Annotated in this window: 19 protein-coding genes; 11 read left to right on the top strand and 8 right to left on the bottom strand. The window is 68.1% G+C overall.

What is annotated here, in order from left to right; all coding sequences use genetic code 11:
- Position 1: 1 nt before the first annotated feature.
- A complete protein-coding gene (locus ACFJI2_RS28035; RefSeq protein ID WP_377702794.1) occupies positions 2–904 on the top strand; it encodes a lytic transglycosylase domain-containing protein in 903 nt (300 codons plus the stop codon).
- 58 nt (positions 905–962) lie between these two features.
- Here ACFJI2_RS28035 and ACFJI2_RS28030 read toward each other — a convergent pair whose 3' ends face one another.
- On the bottom strand, positions 963–1,859 hold the full coding sequence (locus ACFJI2_RS28030; protein WP_377702793.1) for a PEP-CTERM sorting domain-containing protein: 897 nt from the start codon (positions 1,857–1,859) through the stop codon (positions 963–965).
- 443 nt (positions 1,860–2,302) lie between these two features.
- Between ACFJI2_RS28030 and ACFJI2_RS28025 the strand changes: the two genes are divergently transcribed.
- Entirely contained in the window at positions 2,303–3,136 is an 834-nt protein-coding gene (locus ACFJI2_RS28025) for a ThiF family adenylyltransferase (protein ID WP_107869780.1), read from the top strand.
- On the opposite strand, the gene ACFJI2_RS28020 is transcribed toward ACFJI2_RS28025, so the two are convergent.
- The 6 genes from ACFJI2_RS28020 to ACFJI2_RS27995 form a co-directional block, all read right to left on the bottom strand.
- On the bottom strand, positions 3,133–3,987 hold the full coding sequence (locus ACFJI2_RS28020) for a PEP-CTERM/exosortase system-associated acyltransferase (RefSeq protein ID WP_377702792.1): 855 nt from the start codon (positions 3,985–3,987) through the stop codon (positions 3,133–3,135). The two genes, ACFJI2_RS28025 and ACFJI2_RS28020, sit on opposite strands and share 4 nt — an antisense overlap.
- Before the next feature lie 21 nt (positions 3,988–4,008).
- Positions 4,009–4,830, bottom strand: coding sequence for a PEP-CTERM/exosortase system-associated acyltransferase (locus ACFJI2_RS28015; RefSeq protein ID WP_377702791.1), 822 nt, complete (start codon positions 4,828–4,830; stop codon positions 4,009–4,011).
- A 174-nt stretch (positions 4,831–5,004) separates the two neighbouring features.
- Positions 5,005–7,782 (bottom strand): XrtA/PEP-CTERM system TPR-repeat protein PrsT, encoded by a 2,778-nt coding sequence (prsT, locus tag ACFJI2_RS28010; protein ID WP_377702790.1) that lies wholly within the window; start codon positions 7,780–7,782, stop codon positions 5,005–5,007.
- A 126-nt stretch (positions 7,783–7,908) separates the two neighbouring features.
- Positions 7,909–9,762 carry an asparagine synthetase B family protein gene (locus tag ACFJI2_RS28005; RefSeq protein WP_377702789.1) on the bottom strand — a complete coding sequence of 618 codons (1,854 nt, stop codon included), beginning with the start codon at positions 9,760–9,762 and terminating at the stop codon, positions 7,909–7,911.
- Positions 9,759–11,033 carry a pyridoxal-dependent decarboxylase, exosortase A system-associated gene (locus ACFJI2_RS28000; RefSeq protein ID WP_377702788.1) on the bottom strand — a complete coding sequence of 425 codons (1,275 nt, stop codon included), beginning with the start codon at positions 11,031–11,033 and terminating at the stop codon, positions 9,759–9,761. The genes ACFJI2_RS28005 and ACFJI2_RS28000 overlap by 4 nt, the downstream gene beginning before the upstream one ends.
- Positions 11,030–12,616, bottom strand: a complete 1,587-nt coding sequence (locus ACFJI2_RS27995) for an acyl-CoA ligase (AMP-forming), exosortase A system-associated (protein ID WP_377702787.1) — start codon at positions 12,614–12,616, stop codon at positions 11,030–11,032. The genes ACFJI2_RS28000 and ACFJI2_RS27995 overlap by 4 nt, the downstream gene beginning before the upstream one ends.
- A gap of 229 nt (positions 12,617–12,845) precedes the next feature.
- On the opposite strand from ACFJI2_RS27995, the gene ACFJI2_RS27990 reads away from it, so the two are divergent.
- The 9 genes from ACFJI2_RS27990 (at position 12,846) to ACFJI2_RS27950 (ending at position 21,749) form a co-directional block, all read left to right on the top strand.
- On the top strand, positions 12,846–14,144 hold the full coding sequence (locus ACFJI2_RS27990) for a putative O-glycosylation ligase, exosortase A system-associated (RefSeq protein WP_377702786.1): 1,299 nt from the start codon (positions 12,846–12,848) through the stop codon (positions 14,142–14,144).
- Position 14,145: 1 nt separating this feature from the next.
- Positions 14,146–15,132, top strand: a complete 987-nt coding sequence (locus ACFJI2_RS27985; RefSeq protein ID WP_377702785.1) for a polysaccharide deacetylase family protein — start codon at positions 14,146–14,148, stop codon at positions 15,130–15,132.
- A gap of 94 nt (positions 15,133–15,226) precedes the next feature.
- Positions 15,227–16,513: an aminotransferase class I/II-fold pyridoxal phosphate-dependent enzyme gene (locus tag ACFJI2_RS27980; RefSeq protein WP_377702784.1), complete on the top strand. Its 1,287-nt coding sequence runs from the start codon at positions 15,227–15,229 to the stop codon at positions 16,511–16,513.
- Entirely contained in the window at positions 16,510–17,607 is a 1,098-nt protein-coding gene (locus ACFJI2_RS27975) for a GNAT family N-acetyltransferase (RefSeq protein WP_377702783.1), read from the top strand. The genes ACFJI2_RS27980 and ACFJI2_RS27975 overlap by 4 nt, the downstream gene beginning before the upstream one ends.
- Positions 17,608–17,610: 3 nt before the next feature.
- Entirely contained in the window at positions 17,611–17,859 is a 249-nt protein-coding gene (locus ACFJI2_RS27970) for an acyl carrier protein (RefSeq protein WP_377702782.1), read from the top strand.
- 15 nt (positions 17,860–17,874) lie between these two features.
- Complete coding sequence (locus ACFJI2_RS27965; RefSeq protein WP_377702781.1) at positions 17,875–18,792, top strand: hydrolase 2, exosortase A system-associated; 918 nt, start codon at positions 17,875–17,877, stop codon at positions 18,790–18,792.
- Positions 18,782–19,693 (top strand): hydrolase 1, exosortase A system-associated, encoded by a 912-nt coding sequence (locus ACFJI2_RS27960; RefSeq protein ID WP_377702780.1) that lies wholly within the window; start codon positions 18,782–18,784, stop codon positions 19,691–19,693. The genes ACFJI2_RS27965 and ACFJI2_RS27960 overlap by 11 nt, the downstream gene beginning before the upstream one ends.
- On the top strand, positions 19,687–20,949 hold the full coding sequence (locus ACFJI2_RS27955; RefSeq protein ID WP_377702779.1) for a glycosyltransferase: 1,263 nt from the start codon (positions 19,687–19,689) through the stop codon (positions 20,947–20,949). Before ACFJI2_RS27960 ends, ACFJI2_RS27955 begins: the two co-directional genes overlap by 7 nt.
- Positions 20,950–20,960: 11 nt before the next feature.
- The gene (locus ACFJI2_RS27950) at positions 20,961–21,749 is read left to right on the top strand and encodes a type IV pilus biogenesis/stability protein PilW (RefSeq protein ID WP_377702778.1); all 789 of its coding nucleotides are present in this window, start codon (positions 20,961–20,963) and stop codon (positions 21,747–21,749) included.
- On the opposite strand, the gene ACFJI2_RS27945 is transcribed toward ACFJI2_RS27950, so the two are convergent.
- Positions 21,739–22,992, bottom strand: coding sequence for a VanZ family protein (locus ACFJI2_RS27945; RefSeq protein ID WP_377702777.1), 1,254 nt, complete (start codon positions 22,990–22,992; stop codon positions 21,739–21,741). The genes ACFJI2_RS27950 and ACFJI2_RS27945 overlap by 11 nt on opposite strands.
- Positions 22,993–22,997: the final 5 nt, after the last annotated feature.

Here is a 22,997-nt window from a genome sequence, read left to right as displayed (position 1 = left end):
CATGACGGCACCGTTCCACCCCCTCCACCGCACCCGCCGCCCGCACGCCGCGCTGCTGGCCGCGCTGCTGGCCTGCTGCGGCCCGGCTTGCGCTGAGGCCGGCGCCGCCCCGGCGGCGGCAGGCGGCATGGCGGAGCTGCTGGCGTCGGCGGTGCGGCTGGAGCACGGCGAAGGGGTGCCGCGCGACCTGCCGCAGGCGCTGGCCCTGTACTGCCGCGCCGCGCGCGCCGGCAATGCGCAGGGGCAGTACGCGCTGGGCTGGATGCTGGCCAACGGCCGCGGCGCCGCGCGCGACGACGGCGCCGCCGCCCAGCTGTTCGCGCTGGCCGCCGCCCAGGGCCACCCGCAGGCGCAAGCCATGCTGCACATGACCAATGCCGCGCCCAGCACGCCGCTGCCGGCCTGCATGCTGCCCGACACCCCGTTCGTGGCCATGGAAGCGGAGCCGCGCGCCGTCTACGAGCAGGCCGCCAGCAAGCAGATCGGCGCGCTGGTGGAGGTGCTGGCGCCGCAGTTCGAGGTCGACCCCAGGCTGGCCATGGCCATCATCGCCATCGAGTCCGGTTTCAACACGCGCGCCGTATCGCCCAAAAACGCGCAGGGGCTGATGCAGCTGATCCCGGAGACGGCCGAGCGCTTCCGCGTCAAGGACGCCTTCGACGCCGAGCAGAATATCCGCGGCGGCCTGGCCTACCTGCGCTGGCTGCTGGGCTACTTCCGCGGCGACGTGCAGCTGGTGGCGGCCGCCTACAATGCGGGCGAGAAGGCGGTCGACCAGTACAAGGGCGTGCCGCCCTACGCGGAAACGCAGGAATACGTGAAGCGCCTGGCGCGGCTGTACAAGCATGCCGTCCATCCCACCCCGTCCGCCACGGGCGCCGGCGGCGCGCGGCGCAAGCCCTAAGCAAAAAACCCCCGCCTGGTATCCCAGGCGGGGTTTTCAGCTTGCTGCGGAAGCCGGATTACTGCTGCTTGCGGCGGCGCAGAGCTGCCAGGCCTGCCAGGCCCAGGCCGAAGATGGCCAGCGAACCAGGCTCAGGAATCACAACAGCGCGCACTGGGTCGTTGATATAGCCGGCGAAGCAATCGCCTGCGGTGATCTGCGCGTCGGTGCAAGTGCCAGTCTGGATGTTGAACGGTGGCGTGCCCGATGGACCATTGCTGCGCAGCGTGAAGATGCCGTCCAGGTCATTGCCGCCAACCTGGCCGGTCTGCCATTTGGTTGCCTGGGTGCCGCCTACCACGTTGGCGGCGAAGTTGCCCTGGCCGGAAATGTCGCCTGCGCCCAGCGTCAGGTTGCTGACGTTCTGGAACATGGTGGCGGTGGTTTCATCCTGCGGCGTGGTCGGATCGTCGGCATACAGGCCCGAGACGAATTCCACCGCCAGGTATTTCTCCATGCCGGCGAACAGGCTATACGTGTCGAAACCGGTGCGGCCGTTCGGATTGGCGTTCTTGGTGTTGTAGATCGTGCTCAGGTCGGTGGTGCTGCGGTACACGTCCAGGTGGATCTTGCCGTCGCAATCGCCGCCGGTGCAGCCGATGTTGTACAGGTTGTTGCCGTAGCTGCCGCCGGAGGTGTTGCTCAGGTCGGCGATACCGTACAGCATGTAGTACAGGTAGTAACCGTCGGACGCGCCGGCGGACCAGGTGCCCAGGCCGGTCGCGTCGATCGACGTGATGGCGCCGATACCCCAGGTCGATTCGTTCGAGCTTGCGGTCAGCTTGGTTTCCGTGGTCAGGCCCATCAGCTTGATGTCCAGCTGGCCGGCGATGCTGTTCAGTGGAATGGAAGCGGCCGAGGCGCTGGCGGCGGCCAGTCCGAATGCGGCGCCTGCCAGCAATTGTTTGAGTTTCATATTTGATCTCCAGTGGTTGGGGGGCGCCGTCAAGATTAGCGTCATATCCCTGTAAAGCAATCGCTGTGCCAGCCCGTCGAAAAATCGCGTGTCCGGGCCGCCGCCCCAGCAGCGGCGGGGTGCCGTGTCGTTTTTGTCCAGCTGGACATTTTTTCAAATTGGCCAGCACTGTAAAGAAAGCCGACAAGCGGCGTCACAATTGTTGCCTGGTGGTTAGAAAAACGCCGTGCCACACGTTGCGCGGCCAGCGCAGGCCGCCCGGCGGCGCTGTCCGATGCCGCCGCAACAGTCAATTCGGCACGCTCGGGCAAGGGCAATTGTAAAGAATATCGACAGACAGCAAGCTGGGCAGGAGCGCCATGTTGCGCTACTATTCTCTTGTCAATCTGGAATTAAAGCAGGCCGCCGCGCGGCCACACCCATTTATCCTTACCGGGGGCACTATGGCTATCGAATTCGACTATGACCGCTTTGTCACACGCAATGACGGCTACGTAAACAAGGCCACCCAAGCCAAGATCCGCGAGACGCGGCTGCTGATCGCGGGCGCCGGGCTGGGCAGCGCGCTGCCGGTGGCGGCCACGCGCATGGGCTTCCAGCATTTCGTGCTGATCGACGGCGACACGGTCGACCTGCACAACCTGAACCGCCAGTTCTTCGACTTCGACGACATCGGCAGCCCCAAGGTGGAAGCGCTGAAACGGCAGATCCTGCGCATCAATCCGACCGCCAAGGTGGAAACCATCCAGGCCAACCTGGACAAGAGCAATGTGGCCGAGCTGGTGTCCAAGGTCGACATCGTGTTCGACACCATCGATTTCCTCGACCTGGAAGCCATCCTGCACCTGCACGGCACCGCCAAGGCGATGGGCAAGCACATCTTCACGGCGCTGTCGATCGGCTTTGGCGCCGGCGTGCTGCACTTCCCGCCGGACGCGCCGGAATCGCTGGCCGACATCCTGGCCAAAGACGTGGCGGCAGCCACCGCCGAAGGCGATGTCAGCTATTCGAATGTGTTCGGGAAAATCATGGGCCGCATCGGGGTGCACCTGGACGCCCAGGTGGTCGAGCAGGTGGGCCGCGCGCTGACCATCATGGAAGACGGCCGGCCCTGCCCGGCCTCGCAGATTTCAGTGGGCAGCTTCACGGTCGGCTCGATGGGCCTGGCCATGATGCACGACATGCTGGCCGGGCTGGACGTGCCGTCCGCGCCCTACATCACGGTGCACAGCTTCCGCAACCACACCACCAAGAAAATCAAGATCAGCGCCGACTAATCGGCGCGGGCGCGCGACAGCGCGCGCGTCAGGCCGCGCGCCGGGTTCTGCTGCCAGGACAGGCGCGGCAGCAAGGCGTGCGGCCGCTCCTGCATCCAGGCCGACAGGGCCGGATTCTCGGCCGCCAGCTTGGCTTCCATGGCATGCAGGTCCAGCACATAGGGCACCACGGCGCCGTAATAGTCGGCCTGCGGCCCGATCGCCTTGAAGCCGAAGCCCATGCGCGCCAGCGACTGCGCCAGCGCGCGCTCCATGGCGGCAAACCAGTAGCGGATGCCGGCCTGGCGGCTGTGGCGGTACATTTCGCGGTACATGCCGAACAACAGCATCGGTGATTCGCGGCGGCGCTCGCCGTGCCGGCGCTCGACCTCGGGCACCTGGGCCGGCAGGCCGGGCACGCCGGCCAGGCTGTCGGCGCGCCGGCGGCGGTGGTCCTTGCGCACCACCAGGCGCGAAATCTCGCAGGACAGCGCGCGCGGCGGCAGCTCGACGTGGTCGAACACGGCGCAGTGGCGCTCGAAGGGATAGGGCTGCTCGTCCTGCGGCTGCACCAGGCGCACCGTGCCGATCAGGGTCTCGTCCAGCGAATAAGCGGCGATGTGCACGGCATTGGTCTCGTACTCGTCCACTTCCATGCCGCCGGCCTGTTCGGCCTGCGGCAAAAAGGCGCACTCGATGCAGTACACGTCGTAACGCAGCTTGAAGATGTCGTGCGGCACCTTGCCTTGCTGGTCGCCGCGAAAGGAGCGGAAAATATTGCGGTTGGCGCGGTCCACGGTTTCGAAATGGGCCTGGTATTCCTGGCGGGTCAGTACACTGCGGTAGCCAGGATTGTCAAATACGTGCGCCATACGGCCAGTTCTCCTACGGGTTCATTTCTTCCTGCCGCGCCCTATCATGAACGTGCCTACCATGGTTTTCACCACGATCCAGAACGGGATAGGCTCATCGTTGAACCATGCAGCCAGGAATCGGTTTTCTTGCTTCAATCGCTCGCTCAGTTCGTGCAGGTCAACCATATGGGGCGTGACCGGCCCGTAATAGTCCACCTGCGGACCGATGGGGACGAAGCGGAACCCCATCTTGTCCAGCGAACGCGCCAGCGAGCGCTCCATGGCGGCATACCAGTAACGGATGCCGTTCTTGCGGCTGTAGCGGTACATCTCGCGGTACAGCCCCAGCAGCAACAGCGGACTGTTGGTGCGCTGCTCCTTGCCGCTGGGCGGCTTGATCGCCGCCGGCCCCCCCTGTTGGTCCATGAACTCCTTGGATACGCCTTCCAGCGAATCGCCGCGCCGCCGCCGGTGGGTCTTTTTCACCACCAGCCGCGACACCTCGCCGGCCTGCTCGCGCGGCGGCATGGTGAAGTCCTCGAACACGGTGCAGTGCGACTCGAACGGATAGACTTGCCCGTCCTTCGGCTGCACCAGCCGTACCGTGCCCACCATGGCCTGGTCGCGCGTGTAGGCGGCGAAATGGATCGAGCAATCGTCGTACTCGTCCGTTTCCTTGCCTTCGTCAAACTCGGCCGCGTCCAGGTAATGGCATTCCAGGCAATACACCTCGTAACGCAGGCGGTAAATCTCGGCCAGCACGGCCGAATCCATCATGCCTTTCCCGACGCTGGCAAAGTCGAAATACGGGATCAGAATGTCGCGTTTGCCAACAAAACGCTCGAACAGATTGGACAGCATGGCTGTGTTCCTAGTCTGCACATCAGTCGGGCGCCGGGCACTGGCTCACGTCATGCAAGCCAAGGCCCAGGCGCAAAGATAACCTATTTCCGGCCAGCACGCACAGCCGAATTCAACCGTGCGCACGTCCGCAAAGCCGCCGTGCAAGCGGCTTTGCGGCTCGCCGAGGCCGGATCAGAGTTGTTTCAACAACGCCCGCGCGTCGTCGGCCTGCGGGAAGTTATTTCCCTTGGCCAACAGCTGTTCCAATTCCTTGCGCGCGCCGGCCTTGTCGCCGGATTTGCTCAGGGCAGCGGCATAGTGATAGCGGATTTCGCTATTGCCTTCGGCCGCCGCAGCCGCTTTTTGCAGCAGCGGCAAGCCGCGCGCCACATCGCCCTGCTCCACCAGCACCCAGCCCAGGGTGTCCATGATGGCCGGGTGGTTGGGCACCAGCTTGGCGGCTTGTTCAGCCGACGCCAGTGCGCGCTTGTCCTTCAGCTGCAAATACGCTTGCGCCAGATTGTTGTGCGCCACCGCGTTTTTCGGGTTTGCTTTCAGGATAGCCTCGAATTGCTCGATTGCAACCGGGTATTGTTTGGCCGCCAGGCTGGATTCGGCCTGGTACATCGCCACCATCGGTTCGGCCGGGTTGTCCTTGCGCCACTGCGCGACGCGCAGCTCGGCTTCCTTGGCCTTGCCGGCGCGCTTCATCGCGTCGGCCAGCTTGAGCAGCGCGCCGGGCGCCCTGGACAGCGCCAGCGCCTTGTCGTAGGCCGGCACGGCTTGCGCCGGCTTGCCCTGCACGCTCAGGATGTCGCCTTCCAGCAGGAAGCCGGCCGGCATCTTGTCATGCTGCTTCTGCAACTGGCGCGCCTGCGCCAGCGCGGCGTCGGGCTTGCCCTGGCGCATCAGCAATTCGGCCTGCAGCAGCTGCGCCTGGGCCAGGTCCGGCTGCAGCTGCAAGGCTTTTTTCACATCCTCGGCGGCGGCGGCCTCGTTTTTCAGTTGCAGGTGCACTTCGGCCAGGTGCAGTTGCGCCACGCCCGACTTGGGCAGCAGGCCGGCAATCTTGCTGTACGACTCGAGCGCGGCGCCGGGGTCCTTGGCGGCCAGCTGGCTTTGCGCCTGCAGTTCCAGCAGCTCAGTGTTGGACGGCGACGCCACCAGCATCTTGCGCGCCAGCGCCAACGACTGCGGCGCCTTGCCGCTGCGCAGATAATGCAGGCCCAGACGCAAGGCCGGCGCCAATGCGTCGGGCTGCTCGGCGTGGGCTTTCTCCAGCCAGCTCTGCACTTCCGCCGGTTGCTCGCGCACGGCAGCCACACCGGCCAGCGCAGTCATCGCGTCCACGCTCTTCTTGTCTTTTTCCAGGAAGGCCAGCAGGCGAGCGCGGGCGTCCTCCGGCTTTTTGTCGTACACGTCCAGCTGCACCAGGCTGGAGACGGCCGGGAAGAAGGTTGGCTGCTGCTTCAGCGCCTGCTGGAAACTGGCGCGCGCGGCCGCCGCATCGCCCTTGCCGAGCGAGGCCACGCCGGCCAAGTGCGACACTTCCGGGTTGTCCGGCTGGCTCTTGGCCAGCTGCGCTGCCGCCGCCAGCGCCTTGTCATAATTGCGCAGGCCGATTTCGGCGCGGATCAGGGCGATGCCGGACTGCAGCGACTTGCTGTCGAGGGCGGCCGCCGCCTCCAGGTCGCTGATGCCCTGCGCCTTGTCTCCCTTGCCCAGCTTGCTCAAGCCCAACGAGGTGCGCAGCGCGGCCGCCTTCGGCTCCAGCGCACTGGCCTTCTCAAAATACTCGGTGGCTTTGTTGAAGTCGCGCGCCTGCATATAGGATTCGCCGGCCAGCGCCAGCAGCTGCACGTCGGGCGCGTCGCTGCCCTTGAGCGCGGGCGCCAGCACTGCCAGCGCGTCCGGCGTCTGGCCGCCGCGCAGCAGGGTCGTGGCCAGCATTTTGCGGGCGTACAGATTGTCCGGATTCTTCTCCAGGTATTTACGCAGGTGCTGCTCGGCCTGCTGCATGGAACCCAGGTTCAGATTGACCGCGCCGGCCAGCAGGATGCTGGGCATATGCTCGGGGGCGGCGCGCAGCACTTTCTGCAGCGACTCCAGCGCCGCCGCGTTCTTGCCTTGGGTGAAGTCCAGCAAAGCCTGCGTGTAAGTCACCATCATGCTGTTGGGGGTGATCTTCTTGGCCGCCACCAGGTCGGCCTGGGCCTGCTCATACTTGCCGGAGGCAATTTCCAGATAGGCTTTTTCGATGTGGGCCGAGCGGTGCGCCGGATTGGCCACCAGCACCTGCGCGTAGGCTTCCAGCGCCTGCTCGGGCTTGTTCTGGGCACGCAGCAGGTCGGCCTTGAACAGCAGCGCCTCGTCGCTTTTCGGTGCTGCCACCACCGCCTGGTCGGCATACGCCATGGCGGCAGCCGGATCGCGCGCCAGGAAGGCCACCCGGCCCAAGCCCACCAGCGCCGGCGCGAAAGCAGGCTGGCCTTGCGCCACCGACTCGAACAACGCCTTGGCCTCGTCGCGCTTGCCCAACGCCAACAGGGCGTCGGCCCGCGCGCACAGCAGTTCCGCGCCGCCGGCCTTGGCGGCGACCTCCGTTTCGTCCAGCGCGGCCTGGAACTTACCCTGCAGCAGCAGCACGCGCGCCAGAACCGGCATGGTCTGCGCGTCCGGATACTTCAGGCTGATGGCCTTGCGGATTTCCTTGTCGGCCGCCAGCACGTCGCCGCTGTCCAGCGACAGCTTGGCCAGCAGGTAGCGCGCCTCGGCGTCCTCCGGGCTGGCCGCCAGCGCGTTCTTGAGCTGGATGACGGCGGCAGGAATGTCGCCCTTCTGCTGAAACTGCTTGGCTTGGGCCACCAGCGTCGCCGCCGACTCCTCTTTCTTGCAGCCGCTCAGGCCGATGGTCAGAACACAGGCTCCGGCGATGACGGCAGCCGTCAATTTGTGTAGGCGATGCGACATATATTTCCTCTTGTTAACAGACGACAGGATGGCGGATAGCATCCTGCCATGTTGGCATGATCACAGATGTGTAGCAATAGCAATAACTCTTCCGAGCAACAAAATGCGCAAGGGAATCACATTGCGTCACATCGCGGTGGCAGGACGCTGGCGGAACCATTGCTCCAGCATCATCAGCACCCACACCATGGTGCCGTGGTAGCCGGCGTGCTCGGCCAGGTGCTGGTCCATCAGCTTGCCGATGAAGTCGGCGCGCACGATGCCGCGCCGCTTCAGGTCGCTCAAGCTGTCGGCCGCCAGCGCCTGCAGCTGCGGGCTCTGCTGCAGCCAGACGCCGAACGGCAGGCCGAAGCCGTGCTTCTGCTTGGTGATGATCTCGTTGGGCAGGAAGTCGCGCAGCGCTTCCTTGAAGAAGTAGCGCAGCTGGGTGCCGTTGAGCTTCTGCTGCGGCGTCAGGCCGGCCGAGAAGGCCACCATCTGCTCGCTCAGGAAGGGGAACGCCACTTCCATGCCGGCCAGCTCGCACGCCTTCATCACTTTCGGCAGGTCGTTGTCAGCCAGGGTCACCTTCAGGTCCAGTGCCAGCATGCGGTTGATCAGGCTGGGCGCGTCGCTCAGGCCGTAGGTGGCGTTCAGGCCGGCCAGCGGCTGGCCCACGTCGGCGCCGGCCAGGAAGTCGTCGGTAAACACCTGGGTGGGGCCGTAGCGGCCCAGCAGGTTGTAGGTTTCCAGGCGCGCCGGCATCGGCACCGAGGCTTGCTCGATATAGCTGCGCGCCTTGCGCAGCAGCTTGACGTGGCCGCCGCCGGGGAAGTTGAACACGGCCGGCTCCAGCAGCGCCTTGCGCAGCAGCGAGGGCACGCGCTCGTACAGCGCGAACACATGCTGCTTGGAGTAGCGCTCGTTGCCGCCGAACAGCTCGTCGCCGCCGTCGCCGCCAAACATGCGCGCCACGCCGTCGGCGCGCGCCATGCGGGCGCAGTAGTAGGCCGGCACCGCCGAGGCGTTGCCGAAAGGCTGGTCGAACACCTGCGCCATGTGCGGGATGGCGTCGGCCACGTCGGTGGGCGTCACGTAGTATTCATGGTGCTCGGTGCCGAAATGGCGCGAGGCCATGCGCGCGTATTCCATCTCGTCGTAGCCCTGGGCCTCGAAGCCGATCGAATAGGTCTTGGCCGGCTTGCCGCCCACTTCGCACAGGATGCCGGCCAGGGTCGAGCTGTCGGTGCCGCCGGACAGGAAGGCGCCGACCGGCTGCGTGCCGCAGGCGTCCCGCACGCTGCTGCGCAGCACGTCGCGGAATTCGTCCTTCAGCTCGGCGAACGGACGGTTGCCGTTTTCCTGGAACTGCATGCGCCAGTAGGCCTGGGTTTCGACGCGGCCCTGGCGGTAGCGCAGATAAGTGCCGGGCAGCAGGCGCTGCTGGCCCTGGTACACGGTGCCGGGCGCCGGCACCATGTGGAAGTACACATAGTTGTACACGCCTTGCGGGTCCACTTTGCCGGGCGTCTGCGGGTGGCGCACCAGGCTGTCGGCCGAGGAGCCGAACACCAGCGTCTCGCCGGCCAGCTGCCAGGCCAGCGGATGGGTGCCCATGCGGTCGATGGCCAGCAGCGCCTCGCCGGCGCGCTCGTCCAGCACGGCCAGCGCGAACGCGCCCTGCAAGCCGTTGCACAGCGCCTCCGCGCCCTGCTTCCACAAGCTCAGCAAGGCCGCGCCCATGCCTTCGGCCACGGCCTGCTCGCGCCGCGCCGCGTCGCGCAGCTGCACATCGCCCCACAGCGCGATGGACACGCCGTCGCGCTGCAGGCTGTGGGCGCAATCGGCGCCCGCCGCCACGGCCAGCGCGCTGGCGTTGCCGGCCAGCGCCTGCACCGCGCTGGCGTCGAAACGCGCCAGCGGCGCCGCCATGGCCTCGATCAGGGCGCGGTTGTCCGCCGCGCCGTGGCCGTGCCCCATCCAACCGCAAATGCCGCTCATACGCCGCCTCCTGCTGCTTCATTGCTGCCAACCAGCACTTCCAGCGCGCCGGGATGGCTGAGGAAGGCGCCCGGGCTGGCCGTCAGGCCATAGGCGCCGGACTGGAACACCACGGCCAGGTCGCCGGGGCCGGCCTGGGCCAGCTCCATCTGGTCCGCCAGCAAGTCCAGCGGCGTGCACAGCGGCCCCACCACGGACGCCGTCTCGCGCGCGCCTGCGCGCACCTTGTTGCCGATCACGACGGGATAATTCTTGCGGATCACCTGGCCGAAGTTGCCCGAGGCCGACAGGTGGTGGTGCAGGCCGCCGTCGGTGACCAGGTAGACCTGGCCGCGCGAGACCTTGCGCTCGATGACCTTGCTAACGTAGACGCCGGCTTCGCCCACCAGGTAGCGCCCCAGTTCGATGACGATGTGCGCTTCCGGCAGCGCGCGCTTGACGCCGGGCAGCAGGCGCCGCAGGTTCGCGCCCACGGCCGCCAGGTCCAGCCTGCCTTCGCCGGGGAAATACGGAATGCCGAAGCCGCCGCCGATGTTGAGCATGCGCAGCGGGCGCGGCGTGTGTTCGGCCAGGCGCAGCGCCAGCGCGAAGGTCTTCTCGTGCGCTTCCTGGATGGCCTCGGCCTTCAGGTTCTGCGAACCGCTGAAGATGTGGAAGCCGTGGAAGTCCAGCGCCAGCTCGCCCAGCCGCGCCAGCAGCGCCGGCACCTGTTCGGCGTCCACGCCGAACTGCTTGGGGCCGCCGCCCATCTTCATGCCGGACGATTTCAGCTCGAAGTCCGGGTTGACGCGCACCGCCACTTGCGGGCGCACGCCCAGCCGCTCGCCGATGGCCGCTATGCGCTCCATCTCGCCGGCCGATTCCATGTTCAGCACGATGCCGGCCGCCACCGCGCAGGCCAGGTCGGCGTCGCTCTTGCCGGGACCGGCGAAGCTGATGTTGCGCGGCGCCATGGTGGTGTCCAGCGCCACCCGCAGCTCGCCGCCGGAGGCCACGTCAATGCCGTCCACCAGGCCGGCCATGTGCTGCACCACGGCCGGCATGGGATTGGCCTTCATCGCGTAATGCAGCTCGATTTCCGGCGGCAGGTGGCGCCGCAGCTCGGCCACGCGGGCCGTCATGGCGGCGCGGTCGTAGGCGTAGAACGGGGTCTGGCCGACGCGCGCGGCCAGCCGCGTCAGCGGCATGCCGCCGATCTGCAGGCAGTCGTCAACCACGGGAAATTGCACCAGGGGCGCATGCTGGGGGCGCGCTGCGCTCGTTGTGCTCATTGGGTAGGCTCCGTAAAACAGTGTTCGTATTGCAGGCTAAGCAGCTTGCGGTCTATCTTGCCGTTCGGGTTGCGCGGCAGGCTGGTCTCGGCCATGATGATTTTCTGCGGCAGCATATAGGCCGGCAGGTGCGGCTTGCAGGCGGCCAGCAGCTCGGCCGCCGTCATTTCCCGGCCCGGCTTGCACAGCGCCACCAGCACGATGGCCTGGCCCAGCGCCGGGTGCGACACGCCCAGCGCAGCCGCCTCGGCCACCTGTTCGCGCGCGTAGATCACTTCCTCCACCTCGCTCGGGCTGACGCGGTAGCCGGAGGTCTTGATCATCTCGTCGTTGCGGCTGATAAAGTACAGATAGCCTTCCTCGTCCTTGCGCACGGTGTCGCCCGACCACACGGCCATCTCGCCCAGCACGATGCCGGCCGCGCCGCGGTAGGGCTTGAAGCGCTCGGCCGTCTTGGCCGGGTCGTTCCAGTAGCCCAGCGACACCAGCGCGCCGCGGTGCACCAGTTCGCCCGGCTCGTGCGGCTCGCATTCCGTGCCGTCCGGGCGCAGCACCATCACTTCCGCGTTGGGGATGGCCTTGCCCATGGAATCGGGGCGCAGGTCCACCTGGTCCGGCGGCAGATAGGTGGAGCGGAACGCCTCGGTCAGGCCGTACATCAGGAAGGGGCGCGCGTTCGGCAGCGCCTTGCGCAGCGCCTCCAGCGTGGGGCGCTGCATGGCGCCGCCGGAGTTGGTCAGGTAGCGCAGCGTGCAGTCGGCCGGCCAGTCCAGGCCGGCGATCTGTATCCACAGCGGCGGCACGGCGGCCAGGCCGGTGATGCGCTCGGCCGCCACGGCCTTGAGGATGTCGCGCGGCAGCAGGTGGTTGATCAGCACGGCCGTGGCGCCGACGCGGAAGGCGGTGCTCAGCTGGCTCAGGCCGTAGTCGAAGGACAATGGCAGCACGGCCAGCAGGCGGTCGGCCGGCGTGTTTTCCAGGTAGGTCGAGACGCTGACGGCGCCGGCCACCATGTTGCGGTGCGATAAAACAACACCTTTCGGCTTGCCGGTGCTGCCCGAGGTGTACAGGATGGCGGCCATGTCGGTGTCGATGGCGCGGTGCGGCGCCATGCCGGGCGGCGCGGCGGTGGCGCTGTCCCAGCCCAGCACGGACACGCCGGCCACTGCGGGCAGTTCCAGCCCGTGCGGGTTGACGGCGAACACCATGCGCAAATCGGGGCACAGCGCCAGGCTGGGCGCCAGCAGGCGCAGGCGGTCAGCCGAGGTCACTAGCACGCGCACATTGCAGTCGGCCATGATGTAGGCCACCTGCTCGGGCTTGAGCAGCGGGTTGACCGGCACGAACACGCCGCCGGCGGCGGCCGCGCCGAACATGGCGGCCACGTTTTCCACGTTCTTTTCCATGTAGACGGCGACGCGCTCGCCCCGTCCCAGGCCGGCGGCCAGCAGCGCGTCGGCGGCGCCGCGCACGGCTTGCGCCAGCGCCGCGTAGTCGAGCCGGCGCTGGCCGTACACCAGGGCTTCGGCGGCCGGCGTGCGCGCCGCGCTGGCGAAAATGAATTCGTGGATCAGGTCGCTCATGATTCCCAACAAGTTGTTTGAATTAACAATGTGACACAATGCAGCATGGTACGCGCGGCCCCCCGCGCTGTCTATCGCCGGGCCTGCAACAATCCGGCGACCAAAAGCTTGCCTGAACGGACTAAAATGGCCGAGGCCGGGTTATACTACGGCGATATATAAATGGAAACAAGCAATTGCAGTATTACAACAGTATTTGCTTGATAATGCCACCCCTATTGGATGCTGCATGAGAGATATCGTCATCACGCTGATTGTGTTCGCCTCGCTGCCCTACACATTCAAGAAACCCTACATCGGCGCGCTGATGTGGATCTGGATCAGCGTCATGAATCCGCACCGCCTGAGCTGGGGCTTCGCCTACGATTTCCCGTTTGCCGCCATCATCGCCGGCACCACCCTGCTGGCCCTGCTGATCGCGCCCGGCCCGAAGCGGCCGCCGTCCTCGCCTGCGGTGCCGGTGCTGATCATGTTTACCATCTGGATGGTGATCAGCACCATCTTCGCCATCCATCCGGGCGAATCAAGCGTGATGCTGCAGCGCGTGGTCAAGATCATGCTGATGAACCTGGTGGTGATGATGCTCATCCGCAACAAGGAGCATCTGCACCTGATGCTGTGGACGCTGGCCGGCTCGCTGGCCTATTACGGCGTCAAGGGCGGCCTGTTTACCATCGCCACCGGCGGCAGCTTCCGCGTGTGGGGGCCGGAAGGCAGCTTTATTTACGGCAACAATGAAGTGGCGCTGGCCTTCATCGTGATTATCCCCATCCTGTACTACCTGCATCTGATTTCCGTCAGGAAATGGCTGAAGTACGGCTTGCTGGGCGCCATCGGCCTGTGCGCGCTGGCCGCGCTGGGCTCGTACTCGCGCGGCGCGCTGCTGGCCCTGATCGGCATGTGCGGCTTCCTGTGGTTGAAGAGCCCGAAAAAGGCCGCGCTCGGCATCGGCCTGGCGCTAATGCTGCCGCTGCTGATCCTGTTCATGCCGGCCCAGTGGACCGCGCGCATGGACACCATCGACAACTATCAGGAGGACGGCTCGGCCATGGGCCGCATCAACGCGTGGCAAATGGCCACCAACCTGGCGCTGGACCGCCCGCTGACCGGCGGCGGCTTTGAAATCTACGATGCCTACGTGTTCGGACGCTACGCGCCGGTGCCCAACGACATCCACGCGGCCCACAGCATCTATTTCCAATGCCTGGGCGAACACGGCTTCATCGGCCTGGGACTGTACCTGGCCCTGGTCATCATCTGCTGGCGCCGCGCCGCCTGGATCATCCGGCAAACCGCCAAGCGCGCCGACCTGAAGTGGGCCAGCCAGCTGGCCGGCATGATACAGGTGAGCATGATCGGTTTCGGCGTGGGCGGCGCCTTCCTCAGCCTGCTGTACTTCGACGTGCCCTATTACCTGATGGGCGCGCTGCTGGTGACCGGCCAGATCGTGCAGGACGCCCTGCAGCAGCCGGCCGCAGCCGATGGCGCCCTGAAGCAGCCGCTCCAACCCTCCGTCCGACAGGCCTGACATGACCGTGACCACCCAGCTGGCCGCGCTGGCGCGCCGCTCCCTGCTGCGCCTGGGCGCGCTGGGCCGCGCCCGCCGCAGCCTGAGCATCCTGATCTACCACCGCGTGCTGCCCGCGCCCGACCCGCTGTTCCCGGACGAGGTGGACGCAGCCCGCTTCGAGCAGCAGATGGCCTGGCTCAAGCAGGGCTTCCGCGTGATGCCGCTGGCCGAGGCGGCGCGGCGCCTGCGCGAGGGGACGCTGCCGCCGCGCGCGGCCTGCGTCACCTTTGACGACGGCTATGCCGACAACGCCGAGATCGCGCTGCCCATCCTGCAGCGGCACGGAGTGCCAGCCACCTTCTTTGTTGCCACCGGCTTCCTGAACGGCGGACGCATGTGGAACGACACCGTGATCGAACTGGTGCGGCGCGCGCCCGGCCCGCGCCTGGAGCTCGCCGCGCTGGACCTGGGCAGCCACGCGCTCGACAGCGACGGCGCGCGCACGGCCGCCATCCAGGCGCTGCTGGACCAGCTGAAATACCTGGAGCCGGACGCACGCCTGACGGCGGTCGAGCGGCTGCGCAGCCACCTCGGCCTGGCGCTGCCGGACGACCTGATGATGAACACCGCGCAGCTGCGCCGGCTGCATGCGGCCGGCATGGAGATCGGCGCGCACACGGTGCACCACCCCATCCTGGCCAGCATGGACGAGCACGGCGCGCGGCAGGAGATCGCGCGCGGCAAGGCGGCGCTGGAAGACATGACGGGCGCGCCGGTGCGCCTGTTCGCCTACCCGAACGGCAAGCCGGGGCGCGACTACCACGCGGCCCATGTGGCGCTGGCGCGCGAGCTGGGCTTCGAGGCGGCCGTGTGCACCTCGTGGGGCGCGGCCGGGCCGGACGCCGACCTGTACCAGCTGCCCCGTTTCACGCCCTGGGACCGCAAGCCGCTGGGCTTCACCTTGCGCCTGCTGCACAATTTGTACCGGCCGGGACAGACGGTGTGATTGTGTGAACTTGTTGCAACAGTTATACTACCCGATGCATTAATTGAAACAAACCGAATTCCACGGACAGACACCGCACCGGAGACCCACGGAGATGGCCCACACCGCACACCGCGCCCAGCAGCACACCCCGGCCCCGGCTGGCCAGCCGGCCGCCGCGCCGGCCATGCCCGCGACGCGGGCGGGCCACCCGCCGGCGCTGCCGGACTACCCGCGCGCGCGCATCCCCACCAAGCCGGTGCTGTCGCGCGCCTCGTTCGGCGGCGGCGGCCATGCGCCTTCCATCCTGGACGTGCGCGAGGCGCGCCTGGTCACCAGCGGCCGCGTGGCCATCGCGCTGGCCCTGCGCCAGATGGGCGTGGGCGCGGGCGACCGCGTGCTGGTGCCGTCCTACCACTGCGCCTCGATGATAGAGCCGGTGGTGTGGCTGGGCGCCACGCCGGTGTTTTACCGCATCCACGATGACACCCAGGTCAACCTGGACGACGTGGCGGCCAAGCTGGCCGGCGCCAAGGTGCTGCTGGCCACCAACTACTTCGGCTTCCCGCAGAATCTGTCGGCGCTGCGCGCCTTCTGCGACCAGCACGGCCTGATGCTGCTGGAAGACTGCGCGCACTGCTTCCTGGGCGAGCACAACGGCCAGCCGGTGGGCTCCTTCGGCGACTACGCCATTGCCAGCACGATGAAGTTTTTCCCCATCTACGAAGGCGGCTGCCTGGTGTCGGCGCGCCACTCGCTGGCGCCGGTGCGGCTGGAGGCGGGCGGTTTCAAGTTCGAAGCGAAGATGGCCGTCAACGCGTTCGAGGACGGCTTTGAATACAAGCGCCTGCGCACCGTGCAGCGCCTGCTGGCGCTGCCGCTGGGCCTGAAGAACTTCGTGCTGGGCCAGCTCAAGCGGCGCGGCAAGGGCGCGCCGCCGGCCATGGCACCGCGCTCGTCCGAAGGGGGCTTCGGCTTCGATCCGGCCTGGCTGCACAAGCGCGGCTCGCTGTTTACGCGCCTGATGCTGCGCCTGGTTTCGCGCGGGCGCATGGGCGCGCTGCGCCGCCGCCACTACCTGCGCCTGCAGGCCGCACTGGCCGGCCTGCCCGGCTGCCGCCCGCTGCACGCGGCGCTGCCGGAGCGGGTCTACCCCTGGGTGTTCCCGCTGTATGTGGAGCGGCCCGAGCCGGTGTTCGACTCGCTCAAGCGGGACGGCGTGCCCATCGTGCGCTTCGCCGAATACCTGTGGCAGGGCGTGGACGCCTCGGTGTGCAGCACCAGCGCCGAGTTGTCGCGCCACGTGCTGCAATTCCCTTGCCACCAAGAATTAGAAGAACAGGAGCTCGACTGGATGATCGACCAAATCAAGGCCGCCTTGCTGGCGGCGCGCGCGCCATGAGCTGGCGCCTGCTGCCGGCCAGCCAGTTCGCCGCCCACGCCGCGCAATGGCGCGCACTGAACCACGCCAGCGTCAATTCGCCGCTGCTGGAACCGGAATTCGTGCAGCCGCTGCTGACCGAATTCGGCGACGGCGGCGAATGGCTGGCCGTGTGCGAACGGGACGGGCGCAGCGTGGCCATGGCGCTGCTGAAAAAGAGTCACCAGGGCGCCTGGCAAACCTTCCAGCCTTCGCAGCAGCCGCTGGGCATGTGGCTGCATTTGCCGGACCAGCGGCTCGACGAGCTGATGGATACGCTGCTGCGCAGCCTGCCCGGCCTGCCGCTGGTGCTGGGCCTGACCCAGTTCGACTGCTGGCTGCACCCGCGCCCGGCCGACAGCGCCCAGCTGCGCACGGCCGACTACATCAGCACGGCCCGCATCACCATTGCCGGCACGTTCGATGAGTATTGGGCCGCGCGCGGCAAAAACCTGCGCGCCAACCTGAAAAAGCAGCGCGCCAAGCTGGCCAAGGACAACATCGTGCCGCGCATGGACATCCTGCGCGCGCCGGCCGACATGGCGCAGGCCGTGGCCGACTACGGGGTGCTGGAAAGCGCCGGCTGGAAAGCCGAACTGGGCACGGCCATCCACCCGGACAACGCCCAGGGCCGCTTCTACCGCACCATGCTGGAGAATTTCGCCCAGCGCGGCGAGGCCAGCGTGTACCGCTACTTCTTCGACGAGCGCCTGGTGGCCATGAATCTGTGCATCGAGGGCGGCGGCGCCAAGATCGTGCTGAAAACCACCTATGACGAAAGCCTGAGCAGCCAGTACTCGCCGGCCTTCCTGATGCGCGAGGACACCTGCCACATGCTGTTCAAGGAGCGCCTGTTCGAGCGCCTGGAATTCTACGGCAAGGTGATGGAATGGCACCTGCGGTGGACTGACGAGGTGCGCAGCATGTACCATATCACCCACTACCGGTGGCCGGCCCTGAAAAGCCTGCACACCCTGGTCAAGAACCTCAAGGGCGGACGCGCGCCGGCGCAGTCCGGCGCGCAGCCTGCGGCGCAGCCCGTCCCCGCCCGCCATACCGAACCATCCACGGAGTAAGCAATGTATCTGCAAGAAGTGAAGAATATCCTGGCCGACGTGCTCAGCCTGGGCGCCGCAGCCGGCGCGCTGACCGAGCAGTCGCCCCTGCTGGGCGCCATCCCCGAACTCGATTCGATGGCCGTGGTCCAGCTGATCGCCGCCATGGAAGAGCAATTCGGCTTCAGCGTGGACGACGACGAGATCGACGCCGCCACCTTCGCCAGCGTCGGCAGCCTGGCCGCCTTCGTCACGCGCAAGCTGACCGCCTGACCGCCGCATGATCCGATGAGCCTGTTCTCCCCTGCTGCGCACGCCCAGCCCTTCTTCCTGAAGGCCGCTGCGGGGGAGCGCTACTGCCTGTTCCATCCGGCTGTCGGCAGCTGCCGCGGCGGGCTGGTGTACGTCCCGCCGTTCGGCGAGGAGATGAACAAATCGCGCCGCATGGCCGCGCTGCAGGCGCGCGCGCTGGCCGCGCAGGGCATCGCCGTGCTGCAGATCGACCTGTACGGCACCGGCGAGAGCAGCGGCGACTTCGCCGACGCGCGCTGGGCGCTGTGGCTGGCCGACGTGGCGCTGGGCTGCCAGTGGCTGTCGGCCCGGCTCGGCAGGCCGGTGGGCCTGTGGGGCTTGCGCCTGGGCGCCCTGCTCGCGCTCGACTATGCGCGCCTGCAGCAGGTGCAGGGCGCGCCGCTGCCGCAGCGCATGCTGCTGTGGCAGCCCGTACACAGCGGAAGCGCCTACCTGACCCAGTTTCTGCGCCTGCGCATGGCCAACGACATGCTGGGCGGCGGCGACGGCCAGAAGAGCGGCACGGCGGCGCTGCGCGAGCAGTTGCGCGCCGGCGAGGCGCTGGAAGTGGCCGGCTACGAGCTGGCCCCGGAACTGGCCGACGCGCTCGACGCGCTGGACCTGGCCAAGATGGCGCCGCCGCCCTGCCCGCTGCACTGGCTGGACGTGGTGGCAGCCGAAGGCCGGCCGCTCACGCCGGCCTCGGCCAGGCTGGTGGCCGCCTGGCAGGCGCAAGGCGCGGCGCTGCACGCGCAAGCGGTGGCCGGCCCGGCATTCTGGGGCACGCAGGAGATCGCCACCTGTCCGGCGCTGCTGGAGGCCAGCAGCGCCCTGTTCAGCGAGCCGGGCGGCACCGCCGGCCACGCAGCCATCGACATCGGCAACGGCAGCAGCGAGGCATCCCATGCAGTTTGAAGAACGCGCCCTGAGCTTCGACTGCGGCGGCGACTGCCTGTTCGGCGTGGCCAGCGTGCCGGCCCAGCCGGCCGCCCGCGGCGTGGTGGTGGTGGTGGGCGGCCCGCAATACCGCGGCGGCAGCCACCGCCAGTTCACGCTGCTGGCGCGCCACCTGGCCGCGCAGGGGATCGCCGTGCTGCGCTTCGATTACCGCGGCATGGGCGATGCCGAAGGCGAGCAGCGCGATTTTGAAATGGTGCACGAGGACTTGCGCTGCGCCATCGACCGCTTCCAGGCCGCCGTGCCGGCGGTGCGCGAAGTGGTGCTGTGGGGCTTGTGCGACGGCGCTTCGGCGGCGCTGTTCTACGCGCCGCAGGACGCGCGGGTGCAGGGCGTGGTGCTGCTCAACCCCTGGGTGCGCACCGAGGGCGGGCTGGCCAAGGCCACGCTGAAGCACTATTACCGCGAGCGCCTGCTGCAGCCCGCACTGTGGAAGAAGATCTTCACCGGGCAGTTCAACTACGGCGCCGCGCTGCGCTCGTTCACCGGCCTGCTGGGCGCGGCGTCCGGCAAGGCCGCGCCGCCCGCCGCTGCCGCCGAGGCCGCCCCCACGGCGGCGCCCAGCGTGAGCGCCGCGCCGGTGCCGCGCCTGGCCGACCCCGACCTGCCGCCGCTGCCCGGGCGCCTGCACGACAGCCTGGCCGCCTTCCAGGGCAAGGTGCTGCTGATCCTGAGCGGCGCCGACCTGACGGCGCAGGAATTCCGCGCGGCCGTCGCAGCGTCGCGACCGTGGCAGCGGCTGCTGGCCGCGCCGCGCGTGACGCAACAGGAACTGGCGCAAGCCGACCACACGTTCTCGCGCCGCGCCTGGCGCGACCAAGTAGCAGACTGGACCGGAGAATGGATGCGCTCATGGTAAACAAACGCGTGCTGATGATCGCCTACCACTACCCGCCGATGCGCGGCAGCAGCGGCATCCAGCGCACCCTGAAGTTCTCGCAATACCTGCCGCAGTCGGGCTGGGGACCGGTGATGCTGTCGGCGCACCCGCGCGCCTACGCCAACCCGGGCGACGACCAGATGGCCGACATCCCGGCCAGCGTGCCGGTCACGCGTGCGTTCGCGCTCGATACCGCGCGCCACCTGGCCATCGGCGGACGCTACGCCGGCTTCCTGGCGCTGCCGGACCGCTGGGCCAGCTGGTGCCTGGGCGCCATCCCGGCCGGCTGGCGCCTGATCCGCCGCCACCGCCCGGCCGTGATCTGGTCGACCTATCCGATCGCCAGCGCGCACCTGATCGGCCTGGTGCTGCGGCGCCTGACGGGCCTGCCCTGGGTGGCCGACCTGCGTGACCCGATGACCGACGTCAGCTACCCGTCCGACCCGCGCACCCGCCGCGTGTTCCAATGGATAGAGCGCAAGACCATCGAACACTGCACAGTGGCCGTGTGCACCACGCCGGGCGCCATCAAGACCTATGAAACGCGCTTCCCGGCCATCCCGCGCGACCGTTTCCGCCTGATCGAAAACGCCTACGACGAGGAAAACTTCGCCGAGGCCGAACGCGGCGGCGCTGCGGCCGCGCCCGGCGCGCATGGCGGACCGCTGACCCTGGTGCACAGCGGCATCATCTATCCGTCCGAGCGCGATCCGGTGCCGCTGTTCCAGGCGCTGGCCGCGCTCAAGCAGCAGGGCGCCGTCAGCGCCGCCAGCCTGCGCGTGGTGCTGCGCGCCACCGCCCACGACGACTACCTGGCCGGCCTGATCGCCGAGCACGGCATCGCCGACCTGGTGCAGCTAGCGCCGCACGTGCCCTACCGCACGGCGCTGGCCGAGATGCTCAGCGCGGACGGCCTGCTGATCCTGCAGGCCACCAATTGCAACCACCAGGTGCCGGCCAAGCTGTACGAATACCTGCGTGCACGGCGCCCCATCCTGGCGCTGACCGACAGCGACGGCGACACCGCCGCCACCTTGCGCCAGGCCGGCATCGACAGCATCGCCCCGCTGGACCAAAAACATGCGATCATCGCAGCATTGCCGCGCTTCCTGGAACAGGTGCGCAGCGGCACTGCGCCGCTGGCGCCGGCCGCCGTGATCGCCGCCCACTCGCGGCGCGCGCGCACCGAACAGCTGGCGCAGCTGCTGGACCAGGTCGCCGCACAAACCGCATGATGGAGAAGCACATGACGAAGCAGATGAACCCATCCCGCCGCCGCACGCTGCGGGCTGCCGCGCTGGCCGCGCTGGCCGCCGCCACGGTGGCGCTGCCGGCCCACGCCGCGCGCAAGGAACCATATTGCGGCAACCTGGACAACGCCTACGGCCCCTACGACTACCGCAAGGGCGCCACCGAGTTTGCCTTCAACCTGAAGCTGGTGGAAAGCGCGCACTTCACGGCCGACGTGGAAAACGGCATCAAGGGCCGCAGCAGCACGCTGGCCGGCGACCTCGACTACACGCTGCGCGCCTTCCCCAACCACGCGGTGGCGCTCAGCACCGTGATCCGGGTGGCCGCGCGCGACAAAAAATCGCTGTTCCTGCCGCAAGGCAACCGGCCGGTGGAATGCTATTTCGACCGCGCGGTGCGCTTCGCGCCGGACGATCCGTCCACCCATACGCTGTACGGCAGCTATCTGCTGTCGGTCGGGCGCGACGCCGAGGCGCTGCCCCACTACCAGAGCGCCGTGCAGCTGGACCCGGACAATCCCAGCACCAACTACAACATGGGCTTGGTCTATTTCAAGAACAAGGACATGGTCAACGCCAACAAGTATGCGCAAAAGGCCTACGCGCTGGAATTCCCGCTGCCGGGCTTGAAGAATATGCTGGTGCAGGCCGGCAAATGGGACCCCTCGGCGGCGCCCGACCCGGCGACGCTGAAAAAGCAAGCCCAGCCCGGCGACGATGCGCCGGCGGCGGCGCAAGACGCGCCGGTGGCGGACGGCAAGCCGGCCGAGGTGGCTAAGGACTGACCGCCGCCGCGGCCGCCTTGGGGTGCACCAGCACCCACTCCTCCACCAGCCACGGCACGGCCCAGCCCGCGCAAGCCAGCAGTACCTGCGTGATGTCGGCCGAGCGGCCGGGCAGGTAGAGCTGAGCCCACTCCATGGCGAACATGGCGCCGGCCACCGCCACCCCGCCGGCGAGCGCCAGCGCGTGGTGGCGCGCCGGCGGCGACACCTGGCGCGCCAGCCAGGCCATGCCCATGAAGGGCCACAGGAATTCCAGGATGTTGGTGAAGCCTTGCAGGCTGCGCATGTGGCCGCGGAACGGCACCCAGTTGAAGCCGCCGCCGCGCCAGCCGCCGCGTCCCGGCGCCAGCTCGGCCGCCGCCATGGCCAGCGCCAGCAGCGCGATGGCCATGGCGGCCGCGCGCGCCGATTGCGCCGATTGCGCCGATTGCGGAGCCCGTCCAAGCCGGCCCAGCGCGCCCGGCAGCAGCGCCAGCAGCGGCCACGACAGCGCCGCGCCCGCCACCTCCTCCAGCCGCAGCGCGTGGCCGTCGATGCACACCTGGCAGGCCAGCACCGCCAGCAGCAGCGCGCCATACAGGCGCCACCACGGCTTGCCCGGCTTGATCAGCGTGCGCAGCAGCAAGCCCAGCGCCGCGTAATTGCAGGTCAGGCACAGCAGCAGCACCAAACTGAGCGGCATCCAGCCGCGCAGCTGGAAATACAGCGGCATCAGCGCCTGCTTCCAGCGCCACAGGCCCAGCACCGGCATCAGCGGACTGGTCTCGGCCAGCAGCCACAGCGCCACCACCACCAGGCCGGTGTTGGCGATGGCGCCCCGCGCGAACCAGCCGTCGCGCCAGGCTTGCAGGCGGGCGCCGCTGTGGGTGTCGTGCCGCAGCAGGCCGGCCAGCAGCGCGCCGCACAGCGTGCCCAGCAGGTTCATGGCCACATCGGCCGCCGACGACACCCGGGCCGGCAGCCACAGCTGCACGATCTCGGCGCACACGCTGAACAGCGTGCCGGCCGCCACCGCCAACGGCAGCGCGGTCCAGTAGCGGTGGCGGCGCGCCCACCACAGCGCCAGCAGCAGGCCGAAGGGCATGTAGACGAGCACGTTTTGCACCAGGTCGCCGCGCTCGAGGTAGGCGCTGCCCGGGTGCAGCAGGAAGCCGAACAGCGGCTCGGTGCGCGCCGCCCACTTGAAGGGATACAGGCTGCCGTAGAACAGCAGGAAGGCGTAGACGACGACGGCCTGGCGCATGGCGC

Source organism: Pseudoduganella sp. UC29_71 (assembly GCF_042693265.1).
GTDB lineage: Bacteria > Pseudomonadota > Gammaproteobacteria > Burkholderiales > Burkholderiaceae_D > Rugamonas.
Note: the sequence above shows the minus strand (reverse complement) of the source record. Positions and strands in the feature narration are given on the sequence as shown.

Bases quoted from the DNA above. Each gene is read 5' to 3' on its own strand.
- ACFJI2_RS28015 (WP_377702791.1), bottom strand. From the start codon at position 4,830: ATGCTGTCCAATCTGTTCGAGCGTTTTGTTGGCAAACGCGACATTCTG.
- ACFJI2_RS27970 (WP_377702782.1), top strand. From the start codon at position 17,611: ATGTATCTGCAAGAAGTGAAGAATATCCTGGCCGACGTGCTCAGCCTG.
- ACFJI2_RS27995 (WP_377702787.1), bottom strand. From the start codon at position 12,616: ATGAGCGACCTGATCCACGAATTCATTTTCGCCAGCGCGGCGCGCACG.
- ACFJI2_RS27990 (WP_377702786.1), top strand. From the start codon at position 12,846: ATGAGAGATATCGTCATCACGCTGATTGTGTTCGCCTCGCTGCCCTAC.
- ACFJI2_RS28020 (WP_377702792.1), bottom strand. From the start codon at position 3,987: ATGGCGCACGTATTTGACAATCCTGGCTACCGCAGTGTACTGACCCGC.
- ACFJI2_RS27955 (WP_377702779.1), top strand. From the start codon at position 19,687: ATGGTAAACAAACGCGTGCTGATGATCGCCTACCACTACCCGCCGATG.
- ACFJI2_RS27980 (WP_377702784.1), top strand. From the start codon at position 15,227: ATGGCCCACACCGCACACCGCGCCCAGCAGCACACCCCGGCCCCGGCT.
- ACFJI2_RS27965 (WP_377702781.1), top strand. From the start codon at position 17,875: ATGAGCCTGTTCTCCCCTGCTGCGCACGCCCAGCCCTTCTTCCTGAAG.
- ACFJI2_RS28035 (WP_377702794.1), top strand. From the start codon at position 2: ATGACGGCACCGTTCCACCCCCTCCACCGCACCCGCCGCCCGCACGCC.
- ACFJI2_RS27985 (WP_377702785.1), top strand. From the start codon at position 14,146: ATGACCGTGACCACCCAGCTGGCCGCGCTGGCGCGCCGCTCCCTGCTG.
- ACFJI2_RS27960 (WP_377702780.1), top strand. From the start codon at position 18,782: ATGCAGTTTGAAGAACGCGCCCTGAGCTTCGACTGCGGCGGCGACTGC.
- ACFJI2_RS28005 (WP_377702789.1), bottom strand. From the start codon at position 9,762: ATGAGCGGCATTTGCGGTTGGATGGGGCACGGCCACGGCGCGGCGGAC.
- ACFJI2_RS27945 (WP_377702777.1), bottom strand. From the start codon at position 22,992: ATGCGCCAGGCCGTCGTCGTCTACGCCTTCCTGCTGTTCTACGGCAGC.
- ACFJI2_RS27975 (WP_377702783.1), top strand. From the start codon at position 16,510: ATGAGCTGGCGCCTGCTGCCGGCCAGCCAGTTCGCCGCCCACGCCGCG.
- ACFJI2_RS28030 (WP_377702793.1), bottom strand. From the start codon at position 1,859: ATGAAACTCAAACAATTGCTGGCAGGCGCCGCATTCGGACTGGCCGCC.
- ACFJI2_RS27950 (WP_377702778.1), top strand. From the start codon at position 20,961: ATGACGAAGCAGATGAACCCATCCCGCCGCCGCACGCTGCGGGCTGCC.
- prsT (WP_377702790.1), bottom strand. From the start codon at position 7,782: ATGTCGCATCGCCTACACAAATTGACGGCTGCCGTCATCGCCGGAGCC.
- ACFJI2_RS28025 (WP_107869780.1), top strand. From the start codon at position 2,303: ATGGCTATCGAATTCGACTATGACCGCTTTGTCACACGCAATGACGGC.
- ACFJI2_RS28000 (WP_377702788.1), bottom strand. From the start codon at position 11,033: ATGAGCACAACGAGCGCAGCGCGCCCCCAGCATGCGCCCCTGGTGCAA.